General features: G+C 44.3%; 28 protein-coding genes, 2 tRNA genes and 1 other annotated feature. Of the genes, 9 read left to right on the top strand and 21 right to left on the bottom strand.

Going from position 1 to position 25,258, the window contains the following annotated elements:
- Positions 1 to 48: 48 nt before the first annotated feature.
- Positions 49 to 381: a hypothetical protein gene (locus tag BR02_RS0105655; RefSeq protein ID WP_031515055.1), complete on the bottom strand. Its 333-nt coding sequence runs from the start codon at positions 379 to 381 to the stop codon at positions 49 to 51.
- 234 nt (positions 382 to 615) lie between these two features.
- Between BR02_RS0105655 and BR02_RS0105650 the strand changes: the two genes are divergently transcribed.
- From BR02_RS0105650 to BR02_RS0105635, 4 genes are all read left to right on the top strand, one after another.
- Positions 616 to 1,203 carry a DUF6657 family protein gene (locus tag BR02_RS0105650; RefSeq protein WP_031515053.1) on the top strand — a complete coding sequence of 196 codons (588 nt, stop codon included), beginning with the start codon at positions 616 to 618 and terminating at the stop codon, positions 1,201 to 1,203.
- Between the two features lie 66 nt (positions 1,204 to 1,269).
- Positions 1,270 to 2,127 carry a helix-turn-helix domain-containing protein gene (locus tag BR02_RS0105645; protein WP_337999124.1) on the top strand — a complete coding sequence of 286 codons (858 nt, stop codon included), beginning with the start codon at positions 1,270 to 1,272 and terminating at the stop codon, positions 2,125 to 2,127.
- Positions 2,128 to 2,233: 106 nt separating this feature from the next.
- Positions 2,234 to 2,608 (top strand) — a binding site (T-box leader).
- 57 nt (positions 2,609 to 2,665) lie between these two features.
- Positions 2,666 to 2,773, top strand: a complete 108-nt coding sequence (locus tag BR02_RS16085; protein WP_420795380.1) for a symporter small accessory protein — start codon at positions 2,666 to 2,668, stop codon at positions 2,771 to 2,773.
- An 18-nt stretch (positions 2,774 to 2,791) separates the two neighbouring features.
- The gene (locus tag BR02_RS0105635) at positions 2,792 to 4,369 is read left to right on the top strand and encodes a sodium:solute symporter family protein (protein WP_031515049.1); all 1,578 of its coding nucleotides are present in this window, start codon (positions 2,792 to 2,794) and stop codon (positions 4,367 to 4,369) included.
- 77 nt (positions 4,370 to 4,446) lie between these two features.
- On the opposite strand, the gene BR02_RS0105630 is transcribed toward BR02_RS0105635, so the two are convergent.
- The 11 genes from BR02_RS0105630 to BR02_RS0105575 all read right to left on the bottom strand — a co-directional run bounded on the left by BR02_RS0105630 (position 4,447) and on the right by BR02_RS0105575 (position 11,914).
- Positions 4,447 to 5,493 (bottom strand): phosphodiester glycosidase family protein, encoded by a 1,047-nt coding sequence (locus tag BR02_RS0105630; RefSeq protein WP_031515047.1) that lies wholly within the window; start codon positions 5,491 to 5,493, stop codon positions 4,447 to 4,449.
- Entirely contained in the window at positions 5,493 to 5,867 is a 375-nt protein-coding gene (locus tag BR02_RS0105625) for a hypothetical protein (protein ID WP_031515045.1), read from the bottom strand. Before BR02_RS0105625 ends, BR02_RS0105630 begins: the two co-directional genes overlap by 1 nt.
- A 200-nt stretch (positions 5,868 to 6,067) precedes the next feature.
- Positions 6,068 to 6,640 (bottom strand): manganese catalase family protein, encoded by a 573-nt coding sequence (locus BR02_RS0105615; protein ID WP_031515043.1) that lies wholly within the window; start codon positions 6,638 to 6,640, stop codon positions 6,068 to 6,070.
- A 13-nt stretch (positions 6,641 to 6,653) separates the two neighbouring features.
- Positions 6,654 to 6,920, bottom strand: a complete 267-nt coding sequence (locus tag BR02_RS0105610) for a spore coat protein CotJB (protein WP_031515041.1) — start codon at positions 6,918 to 6,920, stop codon at positions 6,654 to 6,656.
- Between the two features lie 27 nt (positions 6,921 to 6,947).
- Positions 6,948 to 7,793 (bottom strand): spore coat associated protein CotJA, encoded by an 846-nt coding sequence (locus BR02_RS15865; protein WP_034638929.1) that lies wholly within the window; start codon positions 7,791 to 7,793, stop codon positions 6,948 to 6,950.
- 123 nt (positions 7,794 to 7,916) lie between these two features.
- Entirely contained in the window at positions 7,917 to 8,471 is a 555-nt protein-coding gene (locus BR02_RS0105600) for a hypothetical protein (RefSeq protein WP_031515039.1), read from the bottom strand.
- Between the two features lie 19 nt (positions 8,472 to 8,490).
- A complete protein-coding gene (locus tag BR02_RS0105595) occupies positions 8,491 to 9,378 on the bottom strand; it encodes an RluA family pseudouridine synthase (RefSeq protein WP_031515037.1) in 888 nt (295 codons plus the stop codon).
- A gap of 96 nt (positions 9,379 to 9,474) precedes the next feature.
- Positions 9,475 to 9,549: transfer RNA gene (locus BR02_RS0105590), tRNA-Gly, on the bottom strand.
- A 3-nt stretch (positions 9,550 to 9,552) separates the two neighbouring features.
- Positions 9,553 to 9,628 (bottom strand) — tRNA-Asp (locus BR02_RS0105585).
- An 82-nt stretch (positions 9,629 to 9,710) separates the two neighbouring features.
- The gene (hslO, locus tag BR02_RS0105580) at positions 9,711 to 10,586 is read right to left on the bottom strand and encodes an Hsp33 family molecular chaperone HslO (RefSeq protein ID WP_031515035.1); all 876 of its coding nucleotides are present in this window, start codon (positions 10,584 to 10,586) and stop codon (positions 9,711 to 9,713) included.
- 95 nt (positions 10,587 to 10,681) lie between these two features.
- Positions 10,682 to 11,914: an HD domain-containing phosphohydrolase gene (locus BR02_RS0105575; RefSeq protein WP_034638927.1), complete on the bottom strand. Its 1,233-nt coding sequence runs from the start codon at positions 11,912 to 11,914 to the stop codon at positions 10,682 to 10,684.
- 110 nt (positions 11,915 to 12,024) lie between these two features.
- Here BR02_RS0105575 and BR02_RS0105570 point away from each other — a divergent pair, with 110 nt between their 5' ends.
- From BR02_RS0105570 to BR02_RS0105555, 4 genes are all read left to right on the top strand, one after another.
- Positions 12,025 to 12,639, top strand: coding sequence for a YigZ family protein (locus BR02_RS0105570; RefSeq protein WP_031515031.1), 615 nt, complete (start codon positions 12,025 to 12,027; stop codon positions 12,637 to 12,639).
- Between the two features lie 42 nt (positions 12,640 to 12,681).
- Positions 12,682 to 12,921 carry a hypothetical protein gene (locus tag BR02_RS0105565; RefSeq protein WP_031515029.1) on the top strand — a complete coding sequence of 80 codons (240 nt, stop codon included), beginning with the start codon at positions 12,682 to 12,684 and terminating at the stop codon, positions 12,919 to 12,921.
- 127 nt (positions 12,922 to 13,048) lie between these two features.
- The gene (locus tag BR02_RS0105560; RefSeq protein WP_051688145.1) at positions 13,049 to 13,552 is read left to right on the top strand and encodes a MarR family winged helix-turn-helix transcriptional regulator; all 504 of its coding nucleotides are present in this window, start codon (positions 13,049 to 13,051) and stop codon (positions 13,550 to 13,552) included.
- 66 nt (positions 13,553 to 13,618) lie between these two features.
- A complete protein-coding gene (locus BR02_RS0105555) occupies positions 13,619 to 14,614 on the top strand; it encodes an inorganic phosphate transporter (protein ID WP_031515025.1) in 996 nt (331 codons plus the stop codon).
- 11 nt (positions 14,615 to 14,625) lie between these two features.
- Here BR02_RS0105555 and BR02_RS0105550 read toward each other — a convergent pair whose 3' ends face one another.
- From BR02_RS0105550 to BR02_RS0105535, 4 genes are all read right to left on the bottom strand, one after another.
- Positions 14,626 to 14,892, bottom strand: coding sequence for a TM1266 family iron-only hydrogenase system putative regulator (locus BR02_RS0105550; RefSeq protein ID WP_031515023.1), 267 nt, complete (start codon positions 14,890 to 14,892; stop codon positions 14,626 to 14,628).
- Between the two features lie 93 nt (positions 14,893 to 14,985).
- Positions 14,986 to 15,897, bottom strand: coding sequence for a glutaminase A (gene glsA / locus BR02_RS0105545; protein ID WP_031515021.1), 912 nt, complete (start codon positions 15,895 to 15,897; stop codon positions 14,986 to 14,988).
- A gap of 107 nt (positions 15,898 to 16,004) precedes the next feature.
- Positions 16,005 to 17,636, bottom strand: a complete 1,632-nt coding sequence (locus BR02_RS0105540) for a [Fe-Fe] hydrogenase large subunit C-terminal domain-containing protein (protein WP_238442410.1) — start codon at positions 17,634 to 17,636, stop codon at positions 16,005 to 16,007.
- Between the two features lie 99 nt (positions 17,637 to 17,735).
- Positions 17,736 to 17,924, bottom strand: a complete 189-nt coding sequence (locus BR02_RS0105535; protein WP_031515017.1) for a 4Fe-4S binding protein — start codon at positions 17,922 to 17,924, stop codon at positions 17,736 to 17,738.
- A 277-nt stretch (positions 17,925 to 18,201) separates the two neighbouring features.
- Here BR02_RS0105535 and BR02_RS0105530 point away from each other — a divergent pair, with 277 nt between their 5' ends.
- Positions 18,202 to 18,882, top strand: a complete 681-nt coding sequence (locus BR02_RS0105530; RefSeq protein WP_031515015.1) for a Crp/Fnr family transcriptional regulator — start codon at positions 18,202 to 18,204, stop codon at positions 18,880 to 18,882.
- 69 nt (positions 18,883 to 18,951) lie between these two features.
- Here BR02_RS0105530 and BR02_RS0105525 read toward each other — a convergent pair whose 3' ends face one another.
- The 5 genes from BR02_RS0105525 to BR02_RS0105505 all read right to left on the bottom strand — a co-directional run bounded on the left by BR02_RS0105525 (position 18,952) and on the right by BR02_RS0105505 (position 25,179).
- The gene (locus BR02_RS0105525) at positions 18,952 to 20,067 is read right to left on the bottom strand and encodes a Coenzyme F420 hydrogenase/dehydrogenase, beta subunit C-terminal domain (protein ID WP_031515013.1); all 1,116 of its coding nucleotides are present in this window, start codon (positions 20,065 to 20,067) and stop codon (positions 18,952 to 18,954) included.
- Between the two features lie 16 nt (positions 20,068 to 20,083).
- A complete protein-coding gene (locus BR02_RS14365; RefSeq protein WP_157834930.1) occupies positions 20,084 to 20,530 on the bottom strand; it encodes a hydrogenase iron-sulfur subunit in 447 nt (148 codons plus the stop codon).
- Between the two features lie 99 nt (positions 20,531 to 20,629).
- The gene (locus tag BR02_RS0105515) at positions 20,630 to 23,638 is read right to left on the bottom strand and encodes a CoB--CoM heterodisulfide reductase iron-sulfur subunit A family protein (RefSeq protein WP_031515011.1); all 3,009 of its coding nucleotides are present in this window, start codon (positions 23,636 to 23,638) and stop codon (positions 20,630 to 20,632) included.
- A 67-nt stretch (positions 23,639 to 23,705) separates the two neighbouring features.
- Positions 23,706 to 24,557 (bottom strand): CoB--CoM heterodisulfide reductase iron-sulfur subunit B family protein, encoded by an 852-nt coding sequence (locus tag BR02_RS0105510; RefSeq protein ID WP_031515009.1) that lies wholly within the window; start codon positions 24,555 to 24,557, stop codon positions 23,706 to 23,708.
- A gap of 16 nt (positions 24,558 to 24,573) precedes the next feature.
- On the bottom strand, positions 24,574 to 25,179 hold the full coding sequence (locus tag BR02_RS0105505) for a 4Fe-4S dicluster domain-containing protein (protein WP_051688144.1): 606 nt from the start codon (positions 25,177 to 25,179) through the stop codon (positions 24,574 to 24,576).
- Positions 25,180 to 25,258 lie beyond the last annotated feature (79 nt).

Here is a 25,258-nt window from a genome sequence, read left to right as displayed (position 1 = left end):
GCACCGGGCTTTATAATTGACAAAAATTAAAACACCGGTGGGCCGGTGTTACTTGGTTATGTAGCTGGAAATTTTAAAGCGCACCCCATCATGAATCAATTGGATTATAATATCCCGGTTGAGTTTATACTCATCAACTATTTGCTTTATCGCCCTAAAGGCGTTTTGCTGATTTTTTAACTCCTCACGATAAAACTCTTCTAAATCGGCCTTTTCAAACTCACGACAATTTAATTTGGCTTCCACCAGTGAGGTATTTAAGAGTGTTTGATAATAAATGTTCAAGTTTTCTAAATAGTCTTCTTCCACTGCCGCAGGAAGTTCAGCAATATCTACATTTAGATTGTTTTGAATATTACCGGTAAATATGCTAATCGACATCTGCATACACCTCCAGCATCCCTTTTGTGATAGTATACACAATCCCAAGTCTTTAGTAAATAGTTTGTATTGCATTTTTAAAGGTTAATACTTATAATAAGTATTTTATAGTTTTACTGCCTGCCCCACCGCCCCTTGCGGTGCCTTGAATTATAAGTTGACCGGCAGGGATTAAAATGCCTGATACCGAAATAGTATAGATATTAAAGCTTTCATTTAAAGGAGGCAATAACTATGGGTGAAGGTAAAATTAAAACCGCACTGGAAAAAGCTTTAGAGAGAGCGGCAACCTTTAAAGAAGTATCCGACGAAGAGTTAAACCGACTGGACTACATGCCCATTGGCAAAGCCATTGCCGGCAGGTATATCAATAATAAGGCCGATATTAAGTCTGAATTGGAGGCACACAGCAGTGAAAAGCGCCCTTATATTATTCAAGGCATACAAGAAACACTGATCCAGAATATCTCACTGCCCATGAATGAAGATGGGCAAAAACTAAATGAAATTGCCTTGCAAGGTTTGTTTGCCATAAAAGAAGACAAACAGCAATTGTCACACCTAGCAGGGGAACTGCAGCACCTCTTTGACTATTACCTCCAGGTTATCGAGCAAGTTAAAGCCCGGGTTCATGCTCAACTAAGACACAAATACCAGGCCGCCATGCAGCAATTAGAGGAGCAATACGGTGGCGAAATAAGTGTGGATTTGGAAAGCCAACCGGAGTTTAAAGGCGAGCTCGCCAAGGCCATGGGTGAAACTAACCGGCGTTTTGAAGAAGCTTTACAGCAGGCTAAGGACCGGTTAAGGGCACTGCAATAGACTTTACAAGATTCCATATTACAGTTTAATAAATTCTTTTGTAAGGGGGCGGTGTGTTTGAAGACGATGCAACAACTACTTACCACAGCCGAGGTATGCAAAATCCTTGGCATTACCCCCACAAAGCTGCGACGGTTAACACATGAAGGTTATCTCGAAGTTGAAGAAATTACAAAGATGAAACACGGCGACCTGCACCTCTACCACCCAGCGGAAGTAGATAAGCTACAACTGCAAATGCCCAGGATATTAAGACGCTGGGAATCAGAAGAAAACACCGCCATGGGTGCAAAAAAGGCTGCTTTAATGCGCTCAAACAGAATTAATGCTGCCCATGGCCTTAAATCCAGGAAGGAAGAATTTTTGCTTTCTTTAGATCTTGCCCCGGAAAAAACAGCCAATTTATTACGGGCATCATATTTTTTATTTCACCTTAACCATTATGCCAAGGCCGGTAATCATTATCTATATGATTTAAAAGAAAAGGTGTTAAAAAAATTTGTTGAGCATTACAATGAGGAACATGGTTTAACCATATCCCTTGTCCAGGGAGGACAACGGGTACTCCTGTGCCCCAGTTGTAAAAGAAAGGCCAGAAGGCAACGAAAAAGTTACCACGATTACGCACGTATGACCGGCGGCTGCCCCTGGTGTATAAAAAACGACCGTTACTACAGTTTGTATGAGTTCACGGTTAAATATGCAGAACACCGTTTTTGTTTTCATACCCCATATAACGTGGCCAAAAAGTGGCTAAAAGATAAAGCCACCACAACTAAGTTTAGAGCACAGCGGTATGAAATGGGAACGGCCTTTGGGCGCCCAATTTTCGAATTGGAAGCCCAGGCGATTCCCCTGCAGGAAGTTATTGATGAGCTAAATTATTTTTTGGAACACCTGGACTACTATTATCTAAAGGCATAGCTTAGAATGATGCTCCTGCAAGATGTATTTATAATTATAAATAAAAAAAATAAAAATACCTATTGACAAAGGTTTTTACCTATGCTACTATCTTGTAAATTTAATAGCAAAGACAATGACGGAGAAAAGTAGGTAAGGCCCAGTTTTACAGGGAGGGAGTGTCATAGACTGTAAGCACTCCTAAAGCATGGCTTATTGAAGTTCTCTCCTGAGTTGCTAATTGAAACCTTTGCCACCGGGTGTCAAAGGAAAGTAGGTTAAGCCGGACTCTTCCACCGTTAAAAGGAAGGAGGTATCGGAAAAAGTTCCCGTACCTTAAATGAGTGAGCTTTTTGCTAAGCAGGGTGGTACCGCGGCATGGTCGCCCCTGTAGCGAAAAGTTTTTTCTTTTTTAAGGGGAATTTTATCCTGTACCTTAACCGAGTGGGCATATGTAAACATATGTCAATAAGGGTGGTAACGCGGGTCTCCCGTCCCTATAGGACGTGGAGACTTTTTATTTTAGCTAATATTTATTGGGCAGAAAGGAGGGCTTATATTGCTTAACTTACCGGATCCACAAATATGGCTGGCCTATATACTGTGTATTGGCGCAAGCCTATTGTGTATTGTTTATGGGACAATAAACTGGAATAGCGACAAATAGTTTGAAAGGAGTCTTAATATGAATAACCTTGTTCTTTGTATAATTGTCATCGTTTATTTATTTATAGTTTTGGGCCTGGGTTACCTGGGTTATAAAAGGACAAAATCCACCAAGGATTATCTCATTGCCGGCGGTCAAACACACCCGGTCTTAATGGCTTTAGCCTATGGTGCTACCTTTATCAGCACCTCTGCCATTGTAGGCTTTGGCGGAACAGCTGCCCTATTCGGTATGGGTCTGTTATGGCTTACTTTTTTAAATATTTTTGTAGGTATTTTTATAGCCTTTGTTGTGTATGGCAAGCGCACTGCAGTCATTGGTAAAGAATTGGGAGTAAATACCTTCCCCGAGTTGCTGGGCAAAAGATTTTCTTCTCCCTTTATGCAAAAATTCTCTGCTGTAATAATTTTTGTTACTATGCCGCTCTATGCCGCCGCCGTAATGATTGGTGCCGTCCGCTTTATGGAACTGGTTATTGATATCCCCTACGTTTGGGCTGTACTTATTTTCGCAGTGATTGTGGCTGCTTACGTTATAGCTGGCGGACTCAAAGGCGTATTATACACCGATGCCTTTCAGGGAACCATTATGTTCGTCGCCATGATTACACTGTTAGTTTTTACGTACACAAAGCTGGGTGGGGTATCCGCTGCCCATCAGTCCCTGACATCACTGACAGGTCTGGTACCGGAATCGCTGAAAGCCAGCGGCCACCAAGGTTGGACCAGCATGCCTGCCTTCGGATCGGAATACTGGTTAACCCTTGTCACCACAATTGTATTGGGAGTTGGTATTGGTGTTTTGGCACAGCCCCAACTGGTGGTCAGATACCTTACTGTTAAAGGACCGCGGGAACTAAACCGCGCGGTGATAGCCGGTGGTATATTTATTCTGGGCATGACCGGGATTGTCTTTGTGGTTGGCGCCCTCACTAATGTGTACTTTGTGGAAACCATGGGTAAAATATCACTGCTGGCAGCCGTTGACCCGGCCACCGGTCAACCCAATATTGATACTATTATACCGCTGTACATTGGCACGGCCATGCCCCCATGGTTCTCCTATATATTTATGTTAACTCTGCTGTCTGCCGCCATGTCCACCTTGAGCGGTCAGTTCCATGTAATTGGTTCGTCATTTAGTTATGACATTTATAAAAAGAACGATTTAACCATCAGCAGATGCGGCATTGTTGTTGCTCTGATAATTACCCTATATTTGACATTGAAACTGCCGGTGAGCATAGTGGCAGTGGCCACGGCCTTATTCTTTGGCATTTGTGCAGCTTCGTTTTTACCTGCCTATACGGCAGCACTGTTCTGGCCCCGGGCCACCAAGGCCGGCGCCATCGCCAGCATGGTATCGGGTTTTGCGGTGAGCATCTTATTAATGGTATTTGTTCACGCCAAAGAATCCACCGCCTTGGGAATTTGTATGTATTTGTTTGGGAAACCTTACCTACTTCCCTTCCCATGGAATTTCTTAGACCCAATTGTAATTAGTCTGCCTTTGTCCGCTTTGGTACTGGTAACGGTAAGCCTGTTAACCCAACCGGCCAGCGTTCTAATCCCATCCTGCCTCAAAGCGGGACGGTAAAGGGTCATTATGAGCTAACAATTTTAGGGGTGAACACCTTTGTTCACCCCTAAAATTCTTCATCTATCAATATTTTGCTATGGCATCACAACAATATGGGTAGCCATGGGCCGCTGCCTGCCGTCTGACGGGCGGTTTAACACCTTACCCTTATATACAAAGGTGCTGGAACCCCCGCCGTCAAGATTATAGCCTTCCTTAACCCCTAATTCAATAAGCTTAATTTGTAACCGCTCCAAGGTCACCCCACTGCTCCAGCTGGCCTGTCTGCCGTCCACCACTATTAAAATCAAATCCCCGTTGGCATACTCTCCTATTATGGTGCGGGGATGCCGCGTGTTTTGCCATTCCCGGGGCAGCGGCAGCGGTTTGCCCTCCTTTATCAGTATGGGAACAAAACTAACCCCCTGCCAGGGATTTTCAGCCATCAATTCCTTTTGGGAAAAATAGTTACCCCCAATAACTTTACCGTCTCTGGTGGTACCGGCAAAAAACATGCCCTTCTCGGAGGGATAAAATTCATTCATTAACCGGCCGTCAATGACGGTATTGGCTATGGGTAAAGTATACTGGCGGCCGTTCTGCATAAACCTATAAAAACCACCGCCGTTGACCCCCAGTATGGCCCCCGTTCTTTGTACCGCTTGGCCGGTTGTTTCCTCCTCACCAAGCTTATCCTTGGCCAGCACCACCCTAAAGGCAGTTGGATCAAACAGTTTTACCTTGGCAATAAAGCCTCGGTAGCCCAGTTCATCAAGCTTAAATACCTTAATCTCCACCCGTTCAGACCGATGGGTTTCAATGGGCGGCCCCAGCATTGCCAAAATACGTTCTTCGTATATCTCATCCGATAATTGTTGGTGTTCATGGCTCCGCAAGGTCAATTCTTCCAAAATCCTTTGCTGTTCTTCATACTGACGCTGCTGTTCAAGAATTGATTGATAAACAAAATCTACATTTTTCTGCACCTCATACAGTCTGTCTTCCACCACTTCCACTGACCTTGTAATTTCCCCCGCCGGCAGGCCCATGGCCTGTACCCTATTGTCAAAGTGGTATAAAGCTATAGCCAGGGCTAACACAGGTGCCATTAAGAAAGCAAAAAAGATGTTAACCAGCCGCATCAGGGCGCCTCCTTCAGTACATTCAGACTTCTTTCCAGATCCTTTAACTGCCTGTCCAGCTCTTCAATTTTATCATTGAGCACCCTTTGGGTAGAGTCAGAGCTGGCCAATGTTTGGTCTGTATCCTGCAGCGCATATTTGATTTCTTCCATTTCTGCACCCAGTGCACTTAGGCGGTCTTCAAGGGTTTGCACATGCATGGCGTTTGTCTGTTGCACAGATTGAATGGAGCGGTCTATGTAATCTTTAATGAAGTACCCCGCACCGGCTACTATCGCTATCCACACCACAACTGCTATTACTAAGGGTAATACCTTAGGCTGATCTAAAGCTTGTTTCTTATCCTTTTTTGAGGGGGCCTGAGAATTATTCAATACCTAACACACCTTTCACAATTCATCAGTTAATTTTTATTAAAAAACCTTGATTTTTCCTTCGACAAATCAACCCCCATATTCCTTCTAAATTAGACAAGAAAAGAGATGTTTCCCTGATAAAATTCTTGCCTCGGCCGCCCAGCCCTCTGCCCATGCCTTAAAAATATAAAAAGCCCTGACCAACCAGGGCTTTTGCATTAATAAAACCTTTTTGATTCCATAAACCCTTGCACATCATTTAGCGCTTCACCAAAACGCTGGAAATGCACCACTTCCCTCTCCCTTAGAAAACGCAGGCCGTCTTTTAAGCAAGGGTCGTCGGTAAGGGATATTAACTGTTCATAGGCTTGGCGGGCCTTTTGTTCAGCGGCCATATCCTCATGTAAATCAGATACCGGGTCGCCCTGGGCCTGAATATAGGAAGCGGTCCAAGGCACACCGGCCGGATCGGTATAAAAGAGTGCACTGTTATGCACCGCAAAGTGCTCCCCCAGGCCCTCCCGGCGCAGTACAGAGGGGGGCACACCCTTGAGTAATTTATAAACCATGGTGGCAATCATTTCTAAGTGAGCCAATTCTTCAGTGCCTATGTCTGTCAGTAACCCTTTGGCTTTCTTGGTGGGCATTGTGTAGCGCTGATTTAAGTAACGCAGTGCAGCAGAGAGTTCTCCGTCGGGGCCACCGTATTGTGTCAGTAAAAACTTTGCCATTTTAACGTCGGGTTTACAGACCCGCACAGGATGTTGCAGTCTTTTTGTATATACCCACATAAGTTACTTCCCCCTAGTAGTCAATTTCCCATGGCCATGGTGTTTCCAACCATGCCCAGTACTCCTGCGGACAAGCAAAATCTTGAACAACCAGCGGACCACAATATGCTTCATACTCCCTGGTTAATTGGTTCATCCTTTGGGTTACCCTGTTGTATTCCTCAAGGGCCCTAACATCATCGGGATGTGTATCCAAAAATAAAATTAACTCTGTTTGAGCAAAGCCCCACTCCATCAAATCGTAGAGCAATTTCATACATCTTCCGTCTAAACATGCCATTACAAACCCCTCCTTGTTGCAAAAGTTCTATTTTCTGCCTTTTCTACATAATTTTTGCCACAGGTTCATATATGGTTCCGGTATCACCGGCGGTTTCCTGTCAGGGTAATAGGGACTATATAATTCCGGAAACATGGTTCCCTTCATAAGGGCCTGTCGGGGATCATAGGTACAGATATAATGCTGCCAGGGGATATAATCATACCCCAAACACTGCAGTGGGTAATAATTGCCTGGGTAAGGATATGGTCTGCATCTATGGTCAGGACAGTGGTCGGGTTGGTCAGGATTGGGATTGGGACAGGGCGGGTGACCCCCATGATTTACATATGGCATTGCACTTTCCTCCTCTTGTCCATAGTATTGTTCTTCAAAATAGTCGGAGTCTGTATCGGAATAGTGCTGGGATTGATAAGGGTAATACTCTTGGTCCTCTGTCGGGTTTACATAATACTGCTCCCCGGGGAATGGTAGAGACTGTTCTGCATCATAGCAAGGGCGATCTTCATCAAACCGCTGTGGCTCTTCTATAAGCGGCACCTGGTGGTAGTCTTCATGGGGGAGGTGGTATTGCTCCTCTTCCTCAGCGTAGTTCATATCTTCTGGGAAAAAAGATTCTTCTGGGAATTGCAGGGCTTCTTCTTCGTCATCCTCAAAATTTACTAAATGATGCTCTTCAAAATCCCCCGGGGATTCTGCATCATTATGTTCAAAATACTCTTCCCCAGTGTGTTTAATTTGCTCCTCCTCTTTCTCTTCTTGTGCCAGCTGTTCTTCTAATTCTTGTGGGGGTCTACTGGGCTGTATTTTAAACTTCTTACCTGAATTATTTTTGTAGGGGTTTTGATGATCAGGTCTAAAAGTAATTTTCATTAACTGAACCTCCTTCATGGTTTTTGATATACTATGTGAAATAACCAATAATTGTCACTACTTACATAATATTTCTAATTCCGGGCCTTTTCCTTATGGTATGATGACAAAAAAAATAAGGCATTACGCCTTATTTTCCCACCATAATATATAGGGTTTTTGCCCGTATTTTTCCCTATCCTGTGAGTCCATTTTTACTAAATCCCTTATGCGCCCATCTTTTAACAACTGCTGCCAGCAATAAGCCACCACCTGTATAAAATCTTCCCTTAGGGGTATTCTTTTGGTGATCAAGGGGCAGCGGTAGGGCAGCTGCACCGTCTCATGTATTAGCAATAGGGTGTTATCGCTTAACAGATGAGGAGCCAGGGGAAAAAACCGACAGCTCAGCGGTCTCTTTTCCCGGGGGCAGCTTCTGGTACATTTAATAAAGTAAACCGGGTAACTCCAAGAGGGCGGAAAATCATCCTCCTCCGGATGAAAATGTTCCCATACCAACCAATCCTCATCTCCGGTAAACATTACTTCTTCGCCCGGAAAAAGGTACATGCCAATGGTGTTATCCTTATCCGGCCGGCAGCAAATACCACCACATAACAATCCACAGTCTTCTTGCAAAGGTGTTACTTCCCGGGTAATTTTATAGAGTTCTTTATAATCTATAATATTTTTAGCCATAAGGGTATTATACCATAAACTAAATATCATTAATTAGCTTCTGCATATCCTTTGGTAAAGGGGCATCAAGGGTTAATAGCTCCCCTGTAATAGGGTGCTTAAAAATTAGCCGCTGGCAGTGTAGTGCCTGTCTGTTAATACCGCAGCAAGACCCACCGTAAAGGGTGTCCCCCACCAAGGGATAGCCAATGGCTCCCATATGCACCCTAATCTGGTGGGTACGGCCCGTCTCCAGTCTTAATTTCACCACCGTATTACTGCCTAGATGGTTCACCACCCAGTAATGGGTAATGGAATGACGCCCTTTAAAATTGATTTCATGCCTTACCCTGCCATCTTTGCATCTCCCTATGGGAAGGGCTATCACAGCCTGTGGCTGCTGCACCAAACCATGCACTACCCCCAGGTAGTATCGTTTAAATTCACCGGTTTTCAGCTGCTTAGCCAGTTGGTAGCCCACATGGGCATTTTTTGCCACCACCAACAATCCCGATGTGTCCCGGTCTAAGCGGGACACCGGTCGAAAGGCCACCTTTAAATTTTGCTTAGAATAGTGGAATAAAACTGCGTTAGCCAAGGTGTTATGCTGCTCATGGGCCACCGGGTGTACCAGCATATTTGCCGGTTTGTTAACAACCAATATATGCGGATCTTCATGGATAATATCTATATGGATATCCTGCGGCTCAAAACCGGCCTCACAGTCATCATCAAGGTCTAAGGGCACATACAAAATATCTCCTGCCTTTAAACGGTCACTAAAAAAGACAGGTTTACCGTTTACCCGAACGCCGGCGGTCCTTTTGAGCTTGCGAATCATGGTGCGGGAAAAACCCATATCTTTATACAAAAAGTTTTCCACGGTACGCCCGGCCTCGCGCCCGGTAATAATATATTTTACTTCCATTGGTTTTTATCACTACCTTACATAATCCCAGGGTTATTTAACTGGCATAGCCGGTTAACGGTACAAAAAAAGACCAGGCTATAACCTGGTCTTTACTGGAGCGGAAGACGGGATTCGAACCCGCGGCCCTCGCCTTGGCAAGGCGATGCTCTACCACTGAGCTACTTCCGCAAATGGCGGAGCTGACGGGACTTGAACCCGCGATCTCCGGCTTGACAGGCCGGCATGTTAACCACTACACCACAGCTCCTTCTAGTGCTTTCATCAGCGACATATATAAATATACATTATTCAAATGCAAAAGTCAATATAGATCGCAGGGTATTCAACAATTATTTTACCTCTGCCAATAATCTTTTTAAATCATCTGCGTTAAATTTATATTTTTCTGCGCAAAAGTGACATTGCACTTCAGCACCCTTTTGCTCTTTAATCATTTGAGAAATCTCTTCCGGGCCTAAACTAACCAAAAGCGATTCTAAACGTTCCCGATTGCAGGGGCAGGAAAACTGTACCTCGTTTTTATCCAGTATCTTAATAGGTAAGCCCTTGCAAAGCATATGTATTATTGTTTCAGGCTTGGCCCCCCGATCCACCAGACTGCTTACCGGCGGAAGAGTGGAAAGGTTTCGTTCCAATGTGCTAAGCACCTCTTCATCAGCCCCGGGAAATAATTGCACAATTATTCCGCCCGCCGCCCGGACGCTGTTATCTGTGTCCACTAACACACCAAGGGCCACCGCAGATGGAGTTTGCTCAGAATATGTTAAGTAATGGGCCAAATCTTCGCCTATCTCCCCCGATATTAATTCCACAGTGCCAGTAAAGGGCTCCTTTAAACCTAGGTCTCTGGTAATATGCAATGAGCCTTTACCCACCGCCGGCCCCACCGCCAGTTTGCCCAGCCTTACCGTTGGCAAGTGAACTTGAGGGTTCTGAACATATCCCCGTACATTGCCGTGGGCGTCTGCGGTGACCACCACTGCCCCCAGGGGGCCGTCTCCCAGCACCCTAATGGTAATAATATCCTCGCCTTTCATATTAGCCCCCAGCAGTAGGGCAGCTGTCATTGTTCTGCCCAGTGCAGCGGTGGGTATCGGCCACATATTGTGCCTTTTGCGTGCCTCTTCCACTAAATTTGTTGTAACACAGCACTGCACCTTAAATTGCCCATCTTCAGCCACTGCTCGAACTAAGTAATCATTCATTGTTAACCCTCCTTCTACATTATACCCCTGGCTCTATTAAAGCATAAATAAGCCGGAAAACACAATATAATCAGTCTTTGTCAACAAGGCAGCAGCTATTGAACAGCCCCATGGTTAATCGCTTCTTTTTGTTTAAGAAAGAAACCATAGTTATCCAATAACAATTCTACCCAATCAATATCTATATCTTGGCGCCTTGCCTTTTCCAGTAATATTTCTGTCACCTTATCCCTGGGTAACCCTGGGCGGTAAGGCCTGTCTTCTACCAAGGCAGTAAATATATCACTGACTGCCATAAGTCTTGCCTCTGCAGATAGGCCACTTGCATCGATTTTAAACGGATAGCCGTTACCGTTTAAACACTCATGATGATAGGCCGCCCACTGACTTATTTCCTCAAAACCATCCACCATATTTAAAATATTATAGGTGTAGTAGGTATGACACTTGATTATATTGTATTCCTCATTGGATAAAGGACCGGGCTTTTCTATTATTGATTCCGGAACCGCCAGCTTACCTAAATCGTGAAGTAAACCTGCCAACTGCAAAGCTTTAGCCTGGTTTTCCGAGTATCCGGCCAGCATGGCCATGCCGGCTGCCACCTTAGAGACCAAGCGGGAATGCAGGTGGGTAAAAGGGCTTTTATTGTCAATAATGCGTGCAAAGACCTCCCCTATACCCAATAAGTCTGTAAGGTTAACAACCTTTTCCGAGTTTTTAATTCTAGCCGTCAATAATTGCTCTGGGTTAACAGAAGTAAGCTCTAACCAAAAACTTTCTTTTTGGGCAATTTTCTTAAAGACCTTTACAATTCTAGGGTCAAATAATGACCCGGAATAATAATCGATTCTCTTGCTTATTTCATACCGCTGGTTGAGGATATGTTCATTCTCGCCAATAAGCACATCTACCCTGTCAGCCAGGTGAATGATTCTGCCGGCCAGTGGAATACCGTCTCCGGATAAACCGCTGCTGTTGCCTCCATCCCACCTATCATGATGGCACAACAAAATTTCTGCCAATGGATTTAACAATGGCGACAATTTCATCAAGCGATGACCATTAACGCAGTGATCAGAGGTTTCCCTCACTTCAAAAATTACTAACTCTGCCTTTTCCCGAAAAGTTTTAGCTCCGGCATCATGTAGCATAGCTGCATAGACCAGGTTATTTATATGGTTTTCTTCCACTTCAAGTTCTTGGGCAATTTGCTGGGCTATCAGCGCTACCCTAGTGTGATGGTGCATCAATCCCTTGCCATTGTAATCTAAGGCATGGGATAGGGCGGACAGTAATTTTAAAAAATTTATTCGTAAATCTTGCAAGAGTTTCCCTCCCTTTAAGCATTATTTCTACATCAGGAGCATTGATTCCTAGTTGCCATCCCTTGCTTAATGTATTAACTTAATTTAATATGTAGTTTGAGGTGGATTTAATGGATAAGCAATATGTTATGTTATGTAAACCTAATCGTTCGGAAATAGTAATTAAAAAATCACGGTTTATAGCTTCCGTATCCCCGGTAAATAATGAAGAAGAGGCTGCAAATTTTATACAACAGATAAAAGAGGAGCACAAACAAGCTACCCATAATGTATTTGCCTATGTTATTAATGAGCAAATACAACGTTACAGTGACGACGGTGAACCCAGCGGCACCGCAGGCAGACCGGTATTGGAGGTTATCAACAATAAGGGCTTGGTGAAAACCGCAGTGGTGGTAACCCGTTATTTTGGAGGCATAATGCTTGGTGCCGGTGGATTGGTGCGGGCTTATACCGAGGCGGCCGTCCTGGGTATTGAAGAAGCGGGAATAGCAGTAAAAACATTACATCAACAACTACATATAACCGTAGATTATAATTTATTTGGACTTGTAAAGAAAATCATTGAACAAAACCAGGGCCGGCATGTCGAAATAGCATATGAGCAGCATGTAAAAATATCTGCCTACTTCCTGTCAAAGGTCGCTCAATCCATCACCAGGGAATTAATTGATGCCACCGCAGCTCAGGTAACCATAGAAAAGGGCAAAGAAACTTATATCTAAAGGGCCGGCCGGTTAAAATACTGCCGAACAGGAGGCTACAAGATGGAAAAGATATCCTTAAATTTGCATCCCGACACAGACTGGGATGTCAATAATCAATTACAGCAAGCAATTAATGATCTGGGGCCGGGCGGTGAAATTAACATCACCCTTAAGTCATCGGAGGCAAGTCAAACAGACACAATTATAAGTTTACTCAGGGAAAACGGTTTTGATTATCAAACCAAGGGCAGTGATGACGGTAAGAGTCTTTACATTAACGCCAGGAGAAAAGTTCATTAGTTTCATTAAAGAGCCACAGGGCTCTTTTTTATTTTAACATTCATACCATAAATTTGTAGTATTTAATCTACAAAAAAAGGACTTTGGATTATTATGTATAATTACTTAACAAAAAGGATGTGGTGTTTTGCAAGATGCTAAAGATCTGGTTACTATGCATACACTGCTTAACCTAATCCGAGGTCTTTATAAGGCAGTGGATGAAGATTGGCGGAACTCAGCCACAAAAACCGGTTTAACTGTTTCACAACATCATTTGCTCTGGATACTTCATTTTGAAAACGGTGCCACCCTTTCACAAATAAGTGATTATGGCATATGGCACCTTTCAACGGTAATGGACTTGGTGGAGCGAATGGAAAAGGCAGGTTTAGTGCGTAAAGAAGTTGATACCAACGATGCTCGCACTAAGCGCGTCTTTATAACAGAGAAAGGAGAAAAAATTCTCCACTCTTCAATTCAGCATGTTTCTACCTTTAGGTTTTTTAAATTTCTAAAGGAAGATAAAGGTAATAATATTGAACAGCATATTAACTTGCTATACAACCTCAATAAAACTTTTCACGGGGACAGTTTTGTAAATTACGTTAAACAATCAAGCAGTAAACTGGAAAATGAAATAATTAACTAAAGTCGGTGTTTATTTATTACCTTCTTACATAAGTTTTTCTAAAGGTTAACCAAGGTAGGAGGACTTATGACAGAGGGTATTTTTCTTATTTTGCTTGTGGTTTTTCTGGCCCTAATATTTGATTTTATTAATGGATTTCACGATACCGCCAATGCCGTTGCAACCTCAATAGCCACCGGGGCATTATCTCCCCGGACGGCAATAATTCTGGCTTCATTTCTCAACCTATTGGGGGCACTGGCCTTTACCGGTGTAGCCCACACCATAGGGGAAGGCATTGCAAATCCTACACATCTTAACAATGGGCTGTATGTGGTATTGGCCGCGGTCCTGTCAGCCATTGGCTGGAATTTACTTACCTGGTACTTGGGACTGCCCAGCAGTTCCTCCCATGCTTTAATAGGTTCTTTGGCCGGTGCCCTTGCCGGCGCAGCGGGTTGGGATGCGGTCAACCTGTTAGGTTTGTTAATAATAATAAAGGTTTTAATTATTTCGCCGCTATTGGCAGTGGCCCTCGGTTTTTTAATGATGTCAGCAATCCGCTTGCTGCTTTCATTTCTAAGTTCGGCCAAAACTGAATTCTACTTTAAAAAAATGCAGGTTGTCACCGCTTCTTTTCAAGCCTTCAGCCACGGCACAAATGATGCGCAAAAGACAATGGGCGTCATTACCTTTGCCTTGGTAGCCGGCGGCCTGCAGCAAGATTTTTGCATTCCCCTGTGGGTTAAGTTGTCAGCGGCCATAGCAATGGCGGCAGGTACAGCGGTGGGGGGATGGCGCATTATTCAAACGGTAAGTAGAGGTATCACACCCTTATATCCATCCGGCGGCTTCTCTGCAGACCTAAGCTCGGCGGGAATTATCATTGGCGCAACAATACTGCACCTACCGCTAAGCACCACCCATGTCATTTCCTCTTCAATAATCGGTGTCGGTCTGAGCAAGGGATTAACAAATATTAACTGGCAGACGGTTTCTGCCATCATATCTGCCTGGGTTATTACTTTGCCGGTAAGTATAATACTGGGTGCAGTAATTTGCCGGGTAATTATGCTCTTATAATTTCAAATCCGTCAGTTAAAGGAATCGGCAGGAATACCAAAACTTATTGTCTTTACCTGAACACCATGTATCTGTTGTAGGTGCTGTTCCATCTCCTGTCTTTCTTGCTCACCGGCCTCCATTACCAGTGTAATGATTCCCCTATTCTTACTGGGGGCAGGTATGCCACTGCGGGACAAAATGTTAGACCCATAGCGGGTTAAAACATCTTGCACCTCCGGTGCGTGGGAAGCCCTTTCATCCACAACTAAACCAATAATGGTAATATCCCGATCCATTTTCCATTCCCCTTTCCTTTAGCCGGCTATGCCTAAAAGAGCGGCTGTCTCATTATATTCTCTTCCCAAATGCACCCCCTTATTCACCTCAGATTAAAAAATACTCAGGTCCAGGGCCCGGGATAAATCCTCCAACATATGAACGCCGGCAATGCTGTTGCCTATTTTATTTAAGGCAGGGCCTATGATACCTATGCCCATTTTACCGGGTACCAGGGCCATAATGCCCCCGGAGACCCCGCTTTTTGCCGGGATGCCTACCTTGATGGCAAATTCCCCTGAAGCATTATACATGCCGCAGGTGACCATGAAGGTATTGGTGAGCCGCACAATTTCATGGGGAATAATTTGTTTGCCTGCAATATTGCCCTTATTTGCTAAGCAGCGCGCCATATGTGCAATATCTGAGCAGGTTACTTCTATGGCACATTGCCGAAAATAAACTTCCAATATCTGGTCCACATCTGCTTCAAGCACACCCAAATCCTTCATAAAATACGCCATGGCCCGGTTGCGGTCGCCTGTCTCTTGCTCAGAACGATACACCTCTTCATTTACCCTGATGTCCTTGTTGCCCGCCAAGAGACGTACAAATTCAAGCAGTCTTTCTATTTTTTCACCTCCGCTTTGCCCTTCTATTAAAGCGGTGGTTGCTATTGCTCCGGCATTGATCATGGGGTTTAAGGGTTTACCCGTTCTAAGGGTTTCTAATTTTATTATGGAATTAAAGGGGTCACCGGTTGGTTCCATGCCCACCTTGCTAAAAACTTCATCGGTGCCCTTATCCATTAAGGCCAGCATTAGTGCCAGCGGTTTTGATATACTCTGTAAGGTAAATTTAGTGTCACAATCCCCCACTGTCACTGCTTTGCCGTCGATGTCAATCACGGTTATGCCCAGTATTTTGGGGTCAGCCTTTGCCAAGGCAGGAATGTAAGTTGCCACCTTTCCTTTTTTTGTCCAGTGGCGGTTTTCTTCCAGTATCTTTTCCAGAAGTTCTTTCATGAATAATCCCTCATGTTTATAATTTCTATAAATGGTGTGTAAACCCGATAATTTTTATACTTATGGAAAAACAAGGGCATCACCATTAGGTGATGCCTCAAAAGTCCTTAACTGTAATTCCTGCTGATATTTGCCAGTGCTGACCCCAGGGTAACCAGCTGCTGATAGGTGGCCACAATTTGCTCCAGGGATGAAGCCACCTTGGTAATGGCTTGTTCCTGTTCCATAACCACCATATTTTCTTTTCTTATCTCAGACAGTATTTTAGTTATTTTATTTAAGTTTTCCTTTGTTTCTACCGCATTTAACTGCTTTATTAAGTCCTCAGATATCTCTTCACTTTTTATATTGGGGATGGCAGTGAATATATCTTTTAGATCATCAACTAATTCTTGCAACAATTTATCTTTTTCACTTATCTGCTTCGATGTTGTTTTTATCGTTAACATGGCAAAATGAACAGATTCAATGGATGCCATCAATTCATTGCTGATCTTCTCCAGATTCTGCTTAATGGATGGCACCTGCATTAAAAGGTAAGGAAGACACATTTCATTTTCAGCCATGCCTTCAAAACATGCCACTGCCTTTTCCCAACAGGTGTCATAACCACAGGCACCGCAGTTAATTAAGTCATCTTCAGAATATTTTCCGGTTGACTTTAATACTTCCCATATTTGGGCATCGGTGTACTTTTTCCTTTTTATTGGTTTAGCGGTAAAAGTCCGTCTGAAATTTATGTTGCTAGAAAACTCTTTTAATTGAATATGATGGTCACTGTTAGATTGAATATACTTAGCCACCAGGCCGGCCTTAGTAACATATGGTGCATTGCTTATCATCTCCGGCCCGGTAATACAGCCTTCACAAGCCAGCATATCCACAAATTTAGGGGCAAAATCCCCTGTTTCAATAGCCTTTAGAACTTCTATACATTTTTTTGCACCCTCTGTGATAACCACATCCATGGCCGCCACGTTTTCTGCAATGCCGGCTGTTTTCAATAAACCGCCACTGATTGGAAAAGAACGGGCTAGGCCGGCACCGGGACTATCCCAACTTACTTTTTCCACTGTGCTAACATCAAGATCTAAGGCCTCGATCCATTTTTTTATTTGCTTAAAGGTTATCACTGCATCAACAATATTTTTTTGTTCGCCATTCTTAGCTTCATGTTTTTTCGCAATGCAGGGGCCAATAAATACCGTTTTATAATGGGGCAGCGCTTCTTTAACAATTTTAGCCTGTATTATCATAGGTGAGTCAATGGGAGCCAAATATTCAATTAAACCGGTAAAATGTTTTTCAACCAGTTGAACAATTGCAGGGCATGGGGTAGAAATTAGCGTTTGATGCAGATCTTCCTTAAAAAGTTTTTTATATTCTAAGGTGCAAATTTCAGCCCCATAGGCAACTTCGTAAACTTTGCTAAATCCCAGTTTGCGAAACAAGCCCGGTGCCAATGGCGGATTAAAATCTGCAACAAAAGAGGGCGCCACCAGGGCAGCAACTTTGTCTCCGTGAGCAATCCAATTCTGCACCACCAGTGATTCATCATTAACCATCTTTGCTCCAATGGAACACGCTGAAATACATCTACCACATTTTATACAACCATCTTCCTTAATATCCGGCAGACCGTTAGATATGGATATGGTTTTCACCGGGCATGCCCGAACACAGGCATAACATTTTCTGCATCTGTCTAGGTTTGTTTGAATGATGGTCAATGCAATCACCTTTCATTAGCAGGATATATTAATGTTAAGTATCTTCAATAATTTATTTGGAAATCCTGCAAAAAAGATCGAAATAAGTTACGTTGTAAAAACTTACTTCTAGTCATCTATCATTCTTATGGCACTGACGGGACAATTTACTTCGCATTCCATACAGCCAATGCATGCGTCGGGATTTACCACTTGACAATGATGGTCATCAGCTTCAAAAACGTTGGGTTCAGCGGGACAAATATTATAACAATTGCCGCAACCAATACAGTTATCCTTGTCTATCTCCGGTCTCAAAATATCACCCCTAAAATATATGTTTATATAATCATAATAAACTTTTGGCATTGAGACAACAGTTCTGTCAGTAAGAAATAGATTATATATTAAAGCCCTTGTTTTCTTGCATAATATACCTTTTAATAGTAAAGTTACTATATACACCATCTTTTGCCTCGACATATAAGTATTACCCCTACTAATACAATCCTTACCGGAGGGTTGAGCCCTTAAGGGCACCACTCTAACCCATCGGTGGGTAACTATTATTAAGATTAAATAAGAGGTATGTATAATGAAGGAAACTATCCAATATTTAAAAAAATGCTCTCTTTTTGCCCAATTAAATGATGCGCAATTGGCAGAAATGGCTAAGTTAGTAAAGGATAAAAAGTATGATAAAGGCCAGTTTATATTCTTTGAGGAAGAGCCGGGAGAAGCACTTTTTATATTAAAGTCCGGTTTAATTAAGTTAACTAAGCAAACCGAAGACGGCAGAGAGCATATTTTGCATTTTGTCCACCCGGGAGAAGTATTTGCCGAGGTTGTTATTTTTGATGGCGGTGATTACCCGGCCACCGCCGAGGTTCAACAACCGTCGATAGTGGGTTCCATACTTAATAAAGATATGGAACAACTGGTTCAAAACAACCCTAGCATTGCCTTATCAATGCTGCGCATTATGTCCCGCCGACTGCGCATTGCCCAGTACAAGGCAATGAACCTGGCCTTAAATGATGTGCGGCGCAGGTTGATTTTTATGCTTTTGGAATTAGCCACTGAGCATGGCGTACAGCGAAAAGAGGGCCTGGTATTAAGCCTTCCTTTAACCAATCAGGAATTGGCAAACATGGTGGGAACATCGAGGGAATCTGTAAACAGAATAATTAATGACTTGCGAAAAACCATGGCCTTGGAAGTTACCAGGCAAGAAATCATCATTAAGGATCGTAAAAAATTAAGAAGTTTACTGTAATTAATAAATGACATAAAAAACACCAGGTTAAGCTCACTTAGTGCCAACCTGGTGTTTTTTGTTCAACCTTTACCTGGGCTCAAGCTCCACCTCTTTGTAAGTGGAAAGGGGTAGCGCTTCTTCTAGGTCGCGCCCCGGTACGTACTCAAAAATATCTTGTATTTTGCTGCCCAGCACCTGGAACATTAGTCCCACCGGTATATTACTTGGGCAAGCGGATTCACATTGTCCACATCCAACACATGAAGCACCCATATGGTTTACTCTGGTGAGGTGGAACAGCACCGTATCTGTGGGCATTTCAATTCTGCCCTTTCTTTCAGCCCACTGCAAGTATTTTTCAGCATCATACTGGAAAATGGGACTTAGGAATACACACTCGCGGCAGAAGCAAATGGGGCATGACTGACGGCAGTTACTGCATTTAATGCATGCAGACAGCTCATCCATCAGTTTATCCATGCTGTTAAACCTTTCGCTGTATTCAGCCAGCAAGTTGTTCCTGGTTTCTGTTCGGGCTTCTATTAGCTTTTGTACAGCTTCATTGCGTTTAGCTTGATCGCCGGCATCCGACAGCCCTAATCCGCCAACCTGGTCTGCAAGGCCGTCATCCACTTCAACTAGCAAACCACTGTTTACATCCATCCCCACCCAACCGATATGGAGGTCTGCATGTTCAGCGGTAACATGGTTACATATGCGGCATGATAAGCGCACATCTATATTATCAACGGCTGTTTGGCCGTTAGCGGCCTTGGCTAACCATTCTGCGGCATTTAGTTTTCCTGCCTTGATCAGCTCACGGTATTGGCCGGGGTCAAATGTTCCCAAGCAATCCACACCAATGATGACCAAATTATCCATGTTGGCCTGCTGTAGCTTAACCAGCTCAACCAAGGCGCGCACTTCACAGGAACGCAGCACCACACCCACCTTTTGCTGCAAACCACGGTATGTGAGATCAGCCACTAGGCGAGCAGCGTTTTGCAAGCTAATGGGTGCCAAGGGGTTTGCATCATCCACTGATTGGGGATCTCTCACCAAGGTTTGTACCGCAACGCCACCTTTTACATTTTGTTGCAGCATTAATGCCTCCACAACCCCTTGGGCCAGAAGGTTTTTCATAAAGCCGGCCACTGCTGCAGGCGGGTTATTGTTTTCTACCTTTAATATAAATTTTTTCATGGCTTTATCTCACCTCCTAGGTTTCCCACTTTTTAGCCATTGGGTTGGGGCCTAACTCTTTTAATTTTTCAACCATTTCAGTAATTGTTTGACCGAAATAGTTGCCCTCTGAGGCACTGATGAAACGGAACCACAGGCGATCCGGTTCAATTCCAAAGTGCGTCAGGGTTTCTTTTACCATCGCAATTTTGCGACGGGCTTTGTAATTGCCACTACCATAGTGGCAGTCACCGGGGTGTCAGCCACCCACCAGGACACCGTCGGCGCCTTCTAGTAGGGGACGCATCAAATACATTGGGTCAACCGAACCGGTACACATTACCCTCACAATACGAACGTTGGGAGGATATTGGATACGGGAGGTACCGGCAAGGTCAGCACCTGTGTATGAACACCAGTTGCACATTAAACCAATAATCTTCGGTTCAAACTGGGCATCGATTTTTTGCTCTGGAATGCTCACAAGGGAGACCTCCTTTCTCCTCCTTTTGAGGAGCTTGTTTATACTTGGCATCCACCCCACCCCTTGCGGAGAGGGGCTACCCAGCAGGATAGAATAAGTCTATAAGGCAGCATCTACCATAGCGATAATTTGCTCCTTTTCAAAGCCGTTTTGTTGTGATGCACCGCTGGGGCAGGCAGCCACACAGGCTCCGCAACCCTGGCAGAGTACTTCACGCACACCGGCAACACCTTTTGATTCATCCATGACGCGGGCATCATAGGGGCATATGCTGACGCATAAGCCGCAACCTTTACACCACTTCTCATTGACAGTTGCTACAATACCCAAGCTTTCCAGGCGATCCTTGGATAGCAGTGTTACAGCCCTTATGGCAGCAGCATTGGCCTGGGCTAAGGATTCACCGATTAGCTTAGGTGAGTGCGCTAAACCGCATAGGTATAAACCGTCGGCAGCAAAGTCCACAGGACGCAGCTTCATGTGGGCCTCAGAGTAGAAGCCGTCGGCGTTAAGGGGAACTTTGAAAATTTGCGACAATTCTTCACTGCCCGATTCCGGCACAATTCCTGTGGACAGCACCAGTAAATCAGCATTTAATTCCAACCTTTGCTTCAGTACCGGATCTGTCACAGACACTGTAATCTTATCCCCAACAGCACTGACCTGCGGTTTTTCTTCCAATTCATATCTGACAAAGACAACCCCTTGCTCCCTTGCCTGACGGTAGTACCTTTCTTTTAAGCCGTAGGTTCTGATGTCCCGGTACAAGATGACCACATTGGTATCTGGGTTATCCTTTTTAATTTTTAACGCATTTTTAATGGCGTGGGTACAACATATGCGGCTGCAGTAAGGTCTGCCTTCTTGCCTTGAACCTACACACTGGATCATGACCACATTGTTGACTCCGCTCAATCCGCCGTTTGCCAATTTATCTTCCAATTCTCTTTGGGTAAGTACGGCCTCATTTTCGCCATATAAATATTCATTGGGTTTAGCTTCTTGGGCTCCGGTGGCAATAATAACAGCCCCGTGCTCCACCACCTTGCTTTCGCCGCCGATATTGATGGTAGTTTTATAATTGCCTAAATAGCCGGCCACTTCAGAAATTTCCGCCCCGGTAAATACTTCTACCAGTGGGTGTTCATTTGCTTGGGCACTTAAATCCTTGATCAGTTGCTGGGGATTTGAACCATCAATGGTGTATTTTACGTGGTGGGCATTGCCGCCCAACTCCGGCTTTCTTTCTACCACATAAACCCCAAACCCTTGATTGGCCAAGTTTAGTGCAGCAGTTAATCCTGACAACCCTCCACCTACCACCAAAGCTTTGCGGTTTAAATCCACCGAAGAGGTATGTACCGGTTTAGCCAGTTTCACCTTGGCCACCGCCATGCGTACCAAATCTTTGGCCTTTTCCGTGGCTGCTTCGGGGTTGTCCCGATGCACCCAGCTAGCATGTTCACGAATATTTGCTTGTTCATACAAATATGGATTTAATCCTGCTTCACGAATGCTGGACATAAACAAGGGTGCGTGGGTTCTTGGTGTACAGGAAGCCACCATCACCCTGTTGAGCTTATGTTCCTTAATTCGCTCTTTGATCCTATCAATGTTATCTTGGGAGCAGGTAAAGAGAAACTCTTCAGCATGTACCACCCCGGGCAGGCTTTTAGCGTATTCCACCACCTCAGGCACCTTAACCACCGAACCGATGTTTATGCCGCAGTTGCAAATAAAGGCTCCCACCCTGGGGTCCTCATTGAGAACGTCCTTCTCAGGCGGAAATTCTTGCACCTGGGCCAGGCTACCCCTTGCCTCACTTAAAATCCGTGCCGCTTGGGCAGCTGCGCAGCTGGCATCTCCCACTGTCTCAGGAATATCCTTGGGTGCCACAAAGGCTCCCCCGGCATAAACCCCCGGTCTGGTGGTGCCACTGGGATTGAACTCCTCGCATCTGCAAAAACCGTCTTCATCCAGCTCAACCCCTACCGCTTCAGCCAGTTCTTTGGCCGTAGAGCTGGGCTTCAACCCCACCGACAGAATGAGCATATCAAACTCTTCTTCTTTCAGCTCACCGTCGGCTGTGCGGTAGCGTATCAAGAGGTTTTTGCTTTGCTGCAGCTCCTTAACCGATGATATCATTGACTTTTCGTATCTAACGCCGTTTTGCAATCTTGCCCGATCATAATATTTTTCAAAGTCTTTACCGTACGCTCTAATATCCATATAGAATATGGTCGCATCTAAGCCATCAATATGCTCTTTGGCAATAATTGCCTGTTTAGTTGCATACATACAACAAACTGCAGAGCAATAGTCTTTACCTCTGTTTACGTCCCTTGACCCAACACATTGTACAAAAGCAATCCTTTTGGGTTCCTTTTGATCTGACGGCCGAGAGACATGTCCCTGAAAGGGACCGGAGGCGGAAAGCATACGTTCAAACTGAACACTGGTCAACACATTTTGGTAAATTCCCCAGCCCAATTCACCGTAAGGGGTGGGATCAATAGGCTCAAAGCCAGGGGACAATATTACCGAACCAACTTCTAATACCAGCTCTTCATCTTCCATATCATGGTCGATTGCACCAGCTTCACAAGCATCTTCACAGGCTCCACATTCGATACAGTTTTCCTTGTCTACGGCGTAGGCATTTGGAGTGGCTTGGGCGTACATCTTATAAATAGCCTTACGCATTCCCAGACCGCCATCAAATTCACTGGGAACTTCTATGGGACATTCCTCTGCACAGGCGCCGCAGGCTATGCACTTATCTTCTATCACACAGCGAGCCCTTTTTAATACCCGGGCTTTAAAATTTCCCGGTTCCCCTTCCAGTCCTAACACTTCAGCGTTAGTAATAATTTCAACATTTAGATGCCTACCGGTATCCACCAGTTTAGGCGACATGGTACACATGGCACAGTCGTTAGTGGGGAAGGTTTTGTCCAGCATGGCCATTGTGCCCCCAATGGCAGGCTTTTGTTCCACCAGGTATACCTTGTAACCTGTTTCAGCCAAATCCAATGCGGACTGCATACCCGAAATACCTCCACCAACCACCAAAACTGCCCCTGTTTTTTTACTTTGATTTTGGCTCATAATTTCACCAGACCTCCAGTCTCATAGTTTGGTCCGGATGTCCCGTTAATCAGCTAATTAATTTATGTCATCCTGTCAACTGTAGCGACTTAATCAGCGGTGTGGGATCCACCATATGTTTTTTAAACCAACTTTGGGTTTCTGACAAACCAAAGGCCAAGCCCATCAACTCTGAAAAGAAAAATACCGGTATTTTCATTTCAGGTTTTCTTCTGGTTTCCAAGTTCATTTGGCATAATGGGCAAGTAGTAACAATTGCATGGGCCCCTGCTTCAACCGCTGCATCTAAGATGCGCCCGGTCATTCCATAAACCATTGATGATCTGGTAATGGAAAAACTGGCTCCGCAGCAATCGGTTTTGTAGGACCAGTTTATTGGCTCTGCGCCCAGAGCCTTCACTATCTTATCCATACTCTGTGGGTTTTCAGGGTCTTCAAAGGCTACCTCTTTTACAGGGCGCGAAGTTAAGCACCCATAATAACAAACCACCTTTAACCCCGATAGTTTTTTCTCCACACGCTTAGCAATTGCAACCAGGCCCACGTCATTGGCAAATGCTTCCAATGCGGACTTTGTAGTGATTTCACCGGTAAAACGATGGCCTAACAGGCCTTCCATTTGGCCCCTCAGCTCGTCGTTCTTCCTGATTGAATGCTCAGCCGTCTTTAACCTGTTGTAACAGGCTGAACAGGGCACCACCGGGTTCAACTTGCTTTCCTCCGCCAGTGCTAAATTTTGGGCGGCTAAGGCCAGTGCCAACTTATGATTAGTGGCGTGGGCCGACGTTGAACCACAACAAGTCCAATCCGGTAGCTCGACCAATTCCACGTCCAGCGCACTGCTGATCGCGCGTATTGATTGATCAAACTCTTTGGCTGTCGATTCCAGCGAACAACCAGGGTAATAGGCAAACTTCACTTAGGCTCCCCCCCTTCTACATAGAGATGGAATTGTCATTATTGCTGCAGTTACTCATTTTCGTTTTGTCTACATCATTAAAAATTTGTCTTATTTTACCTTTAGTTTTTACGCGAGCAGGCAAAAGGGGTAGCTTGCCTCTTGTAAATAAATCCAGCCCCATCTTAATGTCGGAGAATAAATCCCCGCTTTTCAGCTTATACATGGCTAACATTGTCGCTTCATGTATCCTGCCGTTGGACTTCACTGCATTTAAGAAGTTTTCATGGAATATGGGTATATTCTTTTCACTGGCCGGTACTTTTTCTTCTAAGGCTATTTCCCGCAAAGCATCACTGATTGCTGAAGTGGAAATGCCATTGGGACACCTGGCGCCACAGGTTTCACAGTTGGCACATAACCATATGAACTTGCTCTTTAATACCTCCTCCTTTAAACCAAATTGAATCATGCGAATAATTTGACTGGGATGAAAATCTGTGTAATCACCCACTTGACATCCCGCAGAGCATTTTTGGCATTGATAGCACAGTTCTAACGGTTGACAACTTCTTTCCTTAACCTCAAGAACAAAATTTGTAAAATTTAGTTCCTTCGAGCCCTGGTTTGTTACTATATTCACTATCCCACCCCCTCTTAAAAACCAGTGGCAACTATCGCACTATCTATAGTGAAATTTTATCACATTATTATAGGTTTTT

Source organism: Desulfofalx alkaliphila DSM 12257 (assembly GCF_000711975.1).
Taxonomy (GTDB): Bacteria; Bacillota; Desulfotomaculia; order Desulfotomaculales; family Desulfohalotomaculaceae; genus Desulfofalx; species Desulfofalx alkaliphila.
Note: the sequence above shows the minus strand (reverse complement) of the source record. Positions and strands in the feature narration are given on the sequence as shown.

Coding starts and splice junctions, on each gene's coding strand:
- BR02_RS0105570 (WP_031515031.1), top strand. CDS start 12,025: ATGGATAAGCAATATGTTATGTTATGTAAACCTAATCGTTCGGAAATA.
- BR02_RS0105515 (WP_031515011.1), bottom strand. CDS start 23,638: ATGAGCCAAAATCAAAGTAAAAAAACAGGGGCAGTTTTGGTGGTTGGT.
- BR02_RS0105630 (WP_031515047.1), bottom strand. CDS start 5,493: ATGCGGCTGGTTAACATCTTTTTTGCTTTCTTAATGGCACCTGTGTTA.
- BR02_RS0105610 (WP_031515041.1), bottom strand. CDS start 6,920: ATGGCATGTTTAGACGGAAGATGTATGAAATTGCTCTACGATTTGATG.
- BR02_RS0105600 (WP_031515039.1), bottom strand. CDS start 8,471: ATGGCTAAAAATATTATAGATTATAAAGAACTCTATAAAATTACCCGG.
- BR02_RS0105655 (WP_031515055.1), bottom strand. CDS start 381: ATGTCGATTAGCATATTTACCGGTAATATTCAAAACAATCTAAATGTA.
- BR02_RS0105650 (WP_031515053.1), top strand. CDS start 616: ATGGGTGAAGGTAAAATTAAAACCGCACTGGAAAAAGCTTTAGAGAGA.
- glsA (WP_031515021.1), bottom strand. CDS start 15,897: ATGAAAGAACTTCTGGAAAAGATACTGGAAGAAAACCGCCACTGGACA.
- BR02_RS0105615 (WP_031515043.1), bottom strand. CDS start 6,640: ATGTGGGTATATACAAAAAGACTGCAACATCCTGTGCGGGTCTGTAAA.
- BR02_RS0105635 (WP_031515049.1), top strand. CDS start 2,792: ATGAATAACCTTGTTCTTTGTATAATTGTCATCGTTTATTTATTTATA.
- BR02_RS15865 (WP_034638929.1), bottom strand. CDS start 7,793: ATGAAAATTACTTTTAGACCTGATCATCAAAACCCCTACAAAAATAAT.
- BR02_RS0105525 (WP_031515013.1), bottom strand. CDS start 20,067: ATGAAAAAATTTATATTAAAGGTAGAAAACAATAACCCGCCTGCAGCA.
- BR02_RS0105555 (WP_031515025.1), top strand. CDS start 13,619: ATGACAGAGGGTATTTTTCTTATTTTGCTTGTGGTTTTTCTGGCCCTA.
- BR02_RS0105530 (WP_031515015.1), top strand. CDS start 18,202: ATGAAGGAAACTATCCAATATTTAAAAAAATGCTCTCTTTTTGCCCAA.
- hslO (WP_031515035.1), bottom strand. CDS start 10,586: ATGAATGATTACTTAGTTCGAGCAGTGGCTGAAGATGGGCAATTTAAG.
- BR02_RS0105550 (WP_031515023.1), bottom strand. CDS start 14,892: ATGGATCGGGATATTACCATTATTGGTTTAGTTGTGGATGAAAGGGCT.
- BR02_RS0105595 (WP_031515037.1), bottom strand. CDS start 9,378: ATGGAAGTAAAATATATTATTACCGGGCGCGAGGCCGGGCGTACCGTG.
- BR02_RS0105565 (WP_031515029.1), top strand. CDS start 12,682: ATGGAAAAGATATCCTTAAATTTGCATCCCGACACAGACTGGGATGTC.
- BR02_RS0105645 (WP_337999124.1), top strand. CDS start 1,270: ATGCAACAACTACTTACCACAGCCGAGGTATGCAAAATCCTTGGCATT.